At 69.6% G+C, this 8,402-nt stretch carries 6 protein-coding genes; 3 read left to right on the top strand and 3 right to left on the bottom strand.

Annotated features, from left to right (window positions below):
- On the bottom strand, positions 1-270 hold a 270-nt coding region (locus tag ABZ371_RS25105; protein WP_358683525.1), incomplete at its 3' end, for a zf-HC2 domain-containing protein.
- Entirely contained in the window at positions 267-851 is a 585-nt protein-coding gene (locus tag ABZ371_RS25100; RefSeq protein ID WP_358683523.1) for a sigma-70 family RNA polymerase sigma factor, read from the bottom strand. The genes ABZ371_RS25100 and ABZ371_RS25105, both read right to left, overlap by 4 nt.
- Before the next feature lie 741 nt (positions 852-1,592).
- Here ABZ371_RS25100 and ABZ371_RS25095 point away from each other — a divergent pair.
- From ABZ371_RS25095 to ABZ371_RS25085, 3 genes are all read left to right on the top strand, one after another.
- Entirely contained in the window at positions 1,593-3,767 is a 2,175-nt protein-coding gene (locus ABZ371_RS25095) for a discoidin domain-containing protein (protein ID WP_358683529.1), read from the top strand.
- A 248-nt stretch (positions 3,768-4,015) separates the two neighbouring features.
- Positions 4,016-6,145, top strand: a complete 2,130-nt coding sequence (locus tag ABZ371_RS25090; RefSeq protein ID WP_358683527.1) for a discoidin domain-containing protein — start codon at positions 4,016-4,018, stop codon at positions 6,143-6,145.
- 136 nt (positions 6,146-6,281) lie between these two features.
- On the top strand, positions 6,282-7,373 hold the full coding sequence (locus tag ABZ371_RS25085) for a DUF1996 domain-containing protein (RefSeq protein WP_358683521.1): 1,092 nt from the start codon (positions 6,282-6,284) through the stop codon (positions 7,371-7,373).
- 201 nt (positions 7,374-7,574) lie between these two features.
- Here ABZ371_RS25085 and ABZ371_RS25080 read toward each other — a convergent pair whose 3' ends face one another.
- A complete protein-coding gene (locus tag ABZ371_RS25080; RefSeq protein ID WP_358683519.1) occupies positions 7,575-8,159 on the bottom strand; it encodes a hypothetical protein in 585 nt (194 codons plus the stop codon).
- Positions 8,160-8,402: the final 243 nt, after the last annotated feature.

Below are 8,402 nucleotides of genomic sequence, written 5' to 3'. Positions count from 1 at the left end.
CGCGCCACGGCGCACCCGCTGCAACGGGGCGGCGCCGGGCGGCACCTGCCGGACGGTGGTGATGCGCCGCAGGACCTGCTCCCGCATCTCGGGGCGCGTGCGCACCCTGGAGGCCAGGCCCAGACGTCCGGTCGTCGCCGCGAACTCCGCAACCTCGCGTTCGCAGGAGTCACACGCTGTCAGGTGACGCTCGAAAGCAGCGCGTTCGTCATCGTGCAGTGCGCTCAGCGCGTACGCGCCTGTCAGGCTGTGCAGATCGGTCGTGTTCACACGGCCACCCCCAAGCAATCCCTCAGCCGGATGAGTCCGTCACGCAGCCGGGTCTTGACCGTGCCCAGCGGCAGCGTCAGTGCCTCGGCGACCTCTCGGTAGGTCAGGCCGCGGTAGTAGGCGAGCGTGACCGCCTGGCTCTGCAACTCGGTCAGGTTACGCAGACAGCGCCGCACCTGCTCCCGCTCCAGACGGCTCTCCACCTGCTCGGTCACCTCGTCGTACGCGGGCTGATGCTCGAGCAGGGCGGCCTTGGTGTCGCGGGCCGCTGCGGCCTCCACCGACCGGACCCGGTCCACCGCCCTCCGGTGAGCGAGGGTGAGAACCCAGTTGATGGCCGAGCCGCGCTCGGGCCGATAGCGGGGGGCGGTCCGCCACACCTCCACCAGCACTTCCTGCGCCACCTCCTCCGACTGCGCCTGGTCGCGCAGGACCGCCCGGACGACACCGAGGACGGAGCCGGCCACGGCGTCGTAGACCGCGGTGAACGCCTCCTGATCACCGAGCGCCACCTCGTGCAGCAGGTGCTGCAGATCTGGTTTCGCAGAAGGGCTTTCGGTGATTTGTGCTGGTTGCTTCACAATGCTTCTCCTGTTGGCGTGACCGGGCCGGACATCCCCCTGTAATCCGGGGCCGCGCGAACGTCGGATTGGTCGTGCGCATTGTGGCAGTGGAAGTCCGGATCGGGTCACCCGGGAACGCGGCACCAGTTCCGGGCGCCTGGCTCACGTGGCGGGTGAGGAGGCGGGACGAGCCCCGTCGGCGCTCCGGGGACCGAGGTGTGCCCGGCCGGTCCCGCGCGTCGCCGGGACCGCAGCGGCCGTGCCGCCACGGCGCGGTGGTGACGGCAGGGGAGGCGTCGGAGAGGTCGGGGCGGGCGGATGTCGGGGCCGTCACGGTGCGGGGGTGCGGGAGGGCGCCATCCGCCGAAGGCGTCGCGGACGCCGTCGACGCCCACTTCCGCCGCCGGCTCGCGTCCCGCGAGCGCGACGTCTGGGTCTGCCGCCCCACCCGCGGGAACGGTCGGCCGGTCCGCGCGCGCCCGCGCCGTTCCATCGGGAGCAGGCCGGCGGCCGAGGCGTCCGCCCGGAAGAAGGTGGTCGTGCGGCCGGCGTCCTGAGAGCACCCCCGCACCGACGCCCCTTCAGATGTGAGTGCCGTAGGGCACGGTCAGATGAAAACCACGGGTTAACTCAATACGGAAGGAAAGTCGTGTCAGAGATATTGACCGCATGCACCGCGGGCGGCACAGTCATGGGAGAGCGCTCTCCCACGCGCTGTTTCCGCTTCAAGGAGTCCTTCCTGTGAGTATTGGCATGCCCATGACTTCTCCACCCCCCGCTCCCAAGCGGGTGCGGCGTGGCCTGGCAGGTGCTGTCGTCACCGCGCTGGCCGCCACTCTCCTCTCGGTCGTTCCGGCGACGACGGCGCAGGCCGCCCCGGCGCTCCTGTCCCAGGGCAAGCCGGTCACGGCGTCCAGCCAGGAGCACTACGGGACCGCGGCGGCCGGCGCGGTCGACGGGGATCTCGGCACCCGCTGGTCGAGCGCGGCCTCCGACGGGCAGTGGCTCCAGGTGGACCTGGGCAACTCCGTCGCCCTGAGCCAGGTGGTGCTGCGGTGGGAGGCGGCTTACGCCAAGGCATACCGGATCGAGCTGTCCACGGACGGTACGAACTGGTCGACGGCGTACTCGACCGCGGCCGGGGCGGGCGGTACCGAGACCATCGCGGTCTCCGGCACGGCCCGGTACGTCCGTATGCAGGGTGTGACGCGAGCGACCGGATACGGGTACTCGCTCTGGGAGTTCCAGGTGTTCGGCGGGGGAGAGGCCGGCGGCCCGACCCTGCCCGGCGGTGGTGACCTCGGCCCGAACGTGCACATCGTGGACCCGTCCACGCCGGGTATCCAGGCCAAGCTGGACGAGGTCTTCCGGGAACAGGAGTCGGCGCAGTTCGGCTCAGGCCGGCACGCCTTCCTCTTCAAGCCCGGGACGTACAACAACCTCAACGCGCAGATCGGCTTCTACACCCAGATCGCGGGCCTGGGCCTCAGGCCCGACGACACCACCATCAACGGCGACGTGACGGTCGACGCCGGCTGGTTCAACGGCAATGCCACCCAGAACTTCTGGCGCGGCGCCGAGGGCCTGGCCGTCAACCCGGCCAACGGCACCGACCGGTGGGCCGTCTCCCAGGCATCGTCCTTCCGCCGCATGCACGTCAAGGGCGGCCTCAACCTCGCGCCCGACGGCTACGGCTGGGCCAGCGGCGGCTACATCGCCGACTCCAAGGTCGACGGCCAGGTCGGGAACTACTCGCAACAGCAGTGGTACACCCGGGACAGCTCCATCGGCGGCTGGTCGAACAGCGTGTGGAACCAGACCTTCTCCGGTGTCGAAGGCGCTCCCGCCACCGGCTTCCCCGAGCCCCGCTACACCACGCTCGACACCACCCCGATCTCCCGGGAGAAGCCCTATCTCTACCTGGACGGCGACCAGTACAAGGTGTTCGCACCCGCCAAGCGGACCAACGCCCGGGGCACGACGTGGGCGAACGGCACCCCGCAGGGTGAGTCGATCCCGTTGAGCAAGTTCTACGTCGTCAAGCCGGGTGCGAAGGCCGCGACGATCAACCAGGCGCTGGACCAGGGCCTGAACCTGCTGTTCACGCCGGGCGTCTACCACGTCGACCGGACGATCAACGTGAACCGCGCGAACACCATCGTGCTCGGCCTCGGCCTCGCCACGATCATCCCGGACAACGGCGTGACCGCGATGAAGGTCGCGGACGTCGACGGGGTCCGGCTGGCCGGCTTCCTCGTCGACGCCGGGCCGGTCAACTCCCCGACGCTGCTGGAGATCGGCCCGCAGGGCGCCGGCGCGGACCACGCCGCCAACCCCACCACCGTGCAGGACGTGTACATCCGCGTCGGCGGCGCGGGCGCGGGCAAGGCCACCACCAGCGTGGTCGTGAACAGTGACGACGCCATCATCGACCACACCTGGGTGTGGCGTGCCGACCACGGCGAGGGCGTCGGCTGGGAGACCAACCGCGCGGACTACGGCGTCCGTGTCAACGGCGACGACGTCCTCGCCACCGGCCTGTTCGTGGAGCACTTCAACAAGTACGACGTCGAGTGGTACGGCGAGCGTGGCCGCACGGTCTTCTACCAGAACGAGAAGGCCTACGACGCTCCCAACCAGGCGGCCATCCAGAACGGCACGACGAAGGGGTACGCCGCCTACCGGGTCGACGACTCGGTGAGCACCCACGAGGCGTGGGGGCTCGGCAGCTACTGCAACTACAACGTGGACTCGACCATCGTCCAGGACCACGGCTTCAAGGCACCGGTCAAGCCGGGTGTGAAGTTCCACAGCCTCCTGGTGGTGTCGCTCGGCGGCATGGGCCACTACAACCACGTCATCAACGACACCGGGGCGTCCACCATCCCCTCCGGCACGTCCACGGTTCCCTCGACGGTCGTCTCCTACCCCTGAGCCGGCCTCACGCCTCACGCCACCGGTGGTGAGGACCCATGATTCCCTTCCGGGCCGGGTGTTCAAGTCCCCGCGGCCCGGCCCGGAAGGGCTCGCACCGCAGCACCGTGTATCTGCCCTCCACAAGAAACGCCGCACGCAAGGCCGGCCCCTGCGGTCGGTGCGTTGCGCCCGGCGCCACGAAGCAGCCAGGAGCACACGTGTCCAGCCCTCCTTCCCTGTTCACCCCTTCCCGCCGCCGCAGTGGGATGTCCCTCGCGATGCTCGGCGCCTTCCTGGCGTCCTCGCTGACCTTGGCCGTGTCCCCTCAGGCACAGGCGGCGGAGGCGCTTCTCTCCCAGGGCAAGCCCGCCACGGCCTCGTCGCAGGAAGGCGAGGCGTACGCCGCGGGAGCGGCCGTCGACGGCAACCTGACCGGCACCCGCTGGTCGAGTGCGCGGCAGGACGGTGAGTGGATCCAGGTCGATCTCGGGTCGAGCAAGAATTTGAGCCGTGTCGTCCTGACCTGGGAGGCCGCCTACGGCAAGAACTACGAGATCCAGGCCTCCGACAACGGCACCGACTGGCGGACCCTGAAAACGGTGGCCGGCAGCGACGGCGGAACGGACGAGATCGCGGTCTCGGGATCGGGCCGGTACGTCCGCATGCAGGGCGTCGCCCGCGCCGGCGGTTACGGGTACTCCCTGTGGGAGTTCCAGGTCTACGGCAGTGAGGGCGGCGGTACCAATCCGTCTCCCGGTGGCGCGGTCAAGGTGACCGGGTCGCAGGGGAACTGGCAGCTCACCGTCGGCGGACAGCCGTACACGGTCAAGGGCCTCACCTGGGGCCCGGCGATGGCCGACGCCCCCCGCTACATGCCGGACCTGAAGTCCATGGGCGTCAACACCGTCCGCACCTGGGGCACCGACGCGGCCTCCAAGCCGCTGCTCGACGCGGCGGCCACGCAGGGACTCAAGGTCGTCAACGGCTTCTGGCTCCAGCCAGGCGGCGGCCCCGGCGCAGGCGGCTGCGTCAACTACGTGACGGACACCGCCTACAAGAACAACGCGCTCACCGAGTTCGCCAAGTGGGTCGACACCTACAAGTCCCACCCGGCGACCCTCATGTGGAACGTCGGCAACGAATCCGTCCTCGGTCTGCAGAACTGCTACAGCGGCACCGAGCTGGAAGCCCAGCGCAACGCCTACACCTCCTTCGTCAACGACGTCGCGAAGAAGATCCACTCGCTCGACCCCGACCACCCCGTCACCTCGACCGACGCCTGGACCGGCGCCTGGCCGTACTACAAGCGCAACGCCCCCGACCTCGACCTGTACTCGATGAACTCCTACGGCAACCTCTGCAAGGTGCGCCAGGACTGGATCGACGGCGGTTACGACAAGCCCTACATCATCACCGAGGGCGGTCCCGCCGGCGAGTGGGAAGTTCCCGACGACGTCAACGGAATCCCTGACGAGCCGACCGACGTCCAGAAGGCCGACGGGTACACGAAGGCCTGGGGCTGCGTCACCGGTCACCGGGGCGTCGCCCTCGGCGCCACCCTGTTCCACTACGGCCTCGAGCACGACTTCGGGGGAATCTGGTTCAACCTCCTGCCCGACGGCTTGAAGCGGCTGTCGTACTACGCCGTGAAGAAGGCGTACACCGGATCCACGGCAGGTGACAACACCCCGCCCGTCATCTCGAACATGACCGTCACTCCCGCCTCCTCGGCCCCGGCCGGCCGCGAGTTCACGGTTCACGCCGACATCCGCGACCCCGACGGTGACCCGGTCACGCCCAAGATCTTCCTCAGCGGGAACTACGCGAACGACGACAAGCGTCTGATCGCGCCGCAGTACCGCTCCCTGGGCAACGGCACCTTCGCCGTGACCGCGCCCGAGAAGCTCGGCGTCTGGAAGGTCTACGTCCAGGCCGAGGACGGCCACGGCAACGCCGGGATCGAGACCAAGTCCGTGAAGGTCGTCGCCCCGCCGGTGACCGGCACCAACCTCGCGCTGAACCGCCCCACCACCGCCTCCTCCGCCCAGGCCCAGTACGGTGACTGCCCGTGCCTGGCCGCCAACGCCACCGACGGCAACCCGTCCACCCGGTGGGCCAGTGACTGGAGCGATCCGCAGTGGATCCAGGTGGACCTCGGCGCAGCCAAGCCCATCCGCACGCTGCAGCTCGTCTGGGACCCCGCCTACGCCAAGTCCTACGAGGTGCAGGTCTCGGACAACGGCACCACCTGGCGCACGGTCCACTCCACCACCACGGGTAACGGAGACATCGACACCCTCGACGTCTCCGCCACCGCCCGGCACGTCCGCCTCCAGCTGACGGCCCGGGGCACCGGGTGGGGCTATTCCCTTCACGAGTTCGGCGTCTACAGCTGACGAGGCCGAACCCCATGACGGGTGGCGGGGCCCACCGCAAGGGCTCCGCCACCTCGGCATTACCGCACAGGTCCACCCCACCGGCCGCGTGGCGCCTTCACGCACGCGCGGCCCTCCACGGGCAGGAGATCCCCACATGAGATCGAGTCCGAAGCAACTCCCCGCACTCCTCCTGGGCACGGCGCTCATCGCCGGCGTCCTCGGCATCGGCACCGTGGCCTCGGCCAGCGACTCGACCGGGGGCGCCCCGTCCGCCGTCGCCGCGGCCGCCGACCACACCGGACACCGGATGGCCGCCTCCACCCAGGTGTCGGGCGACGACGCAGACGGCGACGGCTACATCCCCGCGGTCCCGCAGGTCACCGGCGTCACTCCGTCCCAGGCGGTCCCGCCCCCGGCCTACCACCACGAGTTCCAGGCCGGGTGCTCCGTGACCCACACCGCCCCCGACGACCCGATCGTCTACCCGGGCCAGCCGGGCAAGTCCCACGACCACACGTTCATGGGCAACACCTCCACCGACGCCGCCAGCACCACCGGCTCGCTCTACGGAGGCAACACCACGTGCAAGGCGCCCGCGGACGCCTCCGCCTACTGGATGCCCTCGCTGTACAAGGGCGACCAGAAGATCCTGCCCGTGGGCCCCCAGGTGATCTACTACAAGGCCGGCGTCACCGACTACCGGAGCGTCCGCCCGTTCCCCAAGGGGCTACGGTTCGTCGTCGGCAATCCGATGCAGACCGCCCAGGAGTTCCGCGCGCACAAGGGCTTCGTCGAGGGCTGGGAATGCGGTGACAGCTTCTTCAACACCGACATTCCGGCTACCTGTCCCAACCGACCCGACGTCCAGCTCAACCTGCGCATGCAGGCCCCCAGCTGCTGGGACGGCAAGTACCTGGACACCCCGAACCACCAGGACCACATGGCCTACACGGTCGTCAAGCCCGGCACGAACGACAACATGTGCCCGGCCTCCCACCCGGTCGCCCTGCCGATGATCGAGTTCAAGATGGCGTGGCCGGTCAACGGCGACATGAGCCAGGTCCACCTGGCCAGCGGCCGCGGCTACTCCTTCCACTACGACTTCTTCAACGCGTGGGAGGAGCGGACCCTCAAGGCCCTGGTCGACCACTGCATCGTCGGCGGCCTGCAGTGCGACACGCGCGGCTACGACCTGTACCGCCCCGAACGCGGTGCGGTGCTGAACGCGGACCATCGTCTGCCCTGACCGATCTGTCCGGGGAGGTCGTGGACGGGGCAACCATCCCTCGGCCGAGGGATGGTGAAACGGGTGAGGGCCTTCCGGTTCGGCGTGGATCACGACGTCCACACCGACAGAAAGGCCCTCCCGCCCCCCTCATGCACCCCGCCACGCGCTCGTCACCTGGACACAGTGCCAAGGGCTGAAGGCGCTGGGCCGACGTGGGGATCACACGGAGGTGATCTCCACGACCATGGCCGAATAGACCCCGGAGACCGTTCCCAGTCCGAGGGTGCACAGCAGGATGTCGGTGGCGGGGCCGGTCTGTGTCGCCACGACGGTGTCACCGGCGAACAGGCCGCTGGTGACGGTTCCGGTGAAGGTGACGACCAGGACCGCGCCTGCCACCGTCGTGGTCCGGTTCAGTGACAGGGTGCTCGTGGCCCCCGTGTTCCAGGTGATCGTCCTGGTCTCCGCCGCGGTGTTGAGCAGCTCCAGACAGGTCCGTTCACGGGGCGGGTTGACCGCGGAGTGGGTGCCCGACGTCAGACCCGGAACCGAGGTGGAGACGCAGGGGCCCAACTGCCAGCTCAGTGAGGCGGTACTCACCTGCGGGGTGTTGGACAGCGGCGGGTTGTAAGTGACGTTGGCGCTGCTGGGCGGGGTACAGGTCACGTCCAGCAGTCCGCTCTCGCGTGCGCCGGCCGGCCCTGCGGCGGTGAGGAGACCGGCCAGGAGCAGCAGGAGTGCTGTCACACCCGCGAGCGCGGCACGCGGGCCCGTCCTGCCGGTGGTGCCGATACGTTCTGTCACGATGGGACCCTTCCGTGAGCCCTTGAGTGCGCGGCCGTGGGAGCGACAGGGCCGGTGGTGCTCCAAGGCCCGGCAGCGGGACTCGCTACCGGGTGGCCGTCTCTGTGGGGCCACCGTCCGCCCGTCCAACCGGTGCGTCCAGGGAGCGTACGAGGGGTGGGCAGCGCGCCTTTCACACGGGGCGCACATCCGTGTGCCCCTGCGCGTGGGGGCTTTCCGCCCACCGCGCCGTTCCGGCCGGCC

This window comes from Streptomyces sp. NPDC005899 (assembly GCF_040629645.1).
Classification (GTDB): Bacteria; Actinomycetota; Actinomycetes; order Streptomycetales; family Streptomycetaceae; genus Streptomyces.
This window is presented reverse-complemented; position numbering and strand designations above follow the sequence as displayed.